This window comes from Oceanobacillus luteolus (assembly GCF_042678205.1).
Classification (GTDB): domain Bacteria; phylum Bacillota; class Bacilli; order Bacillales; family Amphibacillaceae; genus Oceanobacillus; species Oceanobacillus luteolus.
In genome coordinates this window covers 1-902 of the sequence record NZ_JBHUDE010000064.1, presented here as the reverse complement: position 1 = coordinate 902, position 902 = coordinate 1, and the positions used below count along the sequence as shown (strand labels likewise).

General features: G+C 38.0%; 1 protein-coding gene. It reads left to right on the top strand.

Going from position 1 to position 902, the window contains the following annotated elements:
- Positions 1–138: 138 nt before the first annotated feature.
- Positions 139–902: IS21 family transposase (gene istA, locus ACFSBH_RS12125; protein ID WP_379597739.1), on the top strand; the 764-nt coding region annotated here is incomplete at its 3' end.

Sequence of the window (902 nt, the reverse complement as noted above, 5' to 3'; positions counted from 1 at the left end):
TGTTTAGTGCAAAATAAAAGTTAAGAGAATTGCAACCAAAATGTTAGAAGGTTGCACAAAAAGAAAAGGCTTGCCAGCCCTCTCAAAATACCCTACCGTTATTGGTGTCGAATCAACTAATGGTGGGAGAGTGAAAGGATGCTAGCAATGCCTGAAATCAATCATATCAAAAAATTAAGGAATATAAAATCCCTATCAATCAATGAAATTTCAAAGCGTACTGGTTTTAGTTGGGTAACTGTTAAAAAATACGCAGACGGCGATCAATTACCTACAGAAAAAATCGTTGAGAAAAAGGGAATGATGTATCAAGAAGGATGGGGAGAAATTGTAATTGACTGGCTTGTCGAAGATTATGCGCTAAAAAAGAAAGCCAGACGGAACAACAAAAATATCTTCGAAGGATTACAGAAATTAGGATTCCCCGGTTCTTATCGAACCGTTTGTGATTTCATTAAGAATGAATGGAAAGAAAAAATGTTAGATCAATCGGATGAAATGAAAGAGGAATATGAGAGATTGACTCATCCTCCTGCCGAAGCTCAAATTGACTTTGGCATTACCGAAGCAATTGAAGATGGTAAAGCAAAAGATATCCATGCATTAGTAATGAGTTTTCCGTATAGTAACGCAGGATTTGCAGTTCCTTTGCCTGCAGAAAATCAGGAATGCTTTTTAGAAGGTCTTAAAATGCTCTTTAACCAAACGGGGTTTGTTCCAAGAAACCTTCGCCTGGATAACCTTTCTGCAGCAGTAGTAAAGGCAAGGGGGCGTGGTCAGGAAACTGTTTTCAATGAAGAATTTCTACGTTTCGCAAACCATTATGGGTTTGAGGCGCAAGCCTGTAATGCAAGAAAAGGAAATGAAAAAGGACATGTAGAAAACAAAGTCGGATATGTTCG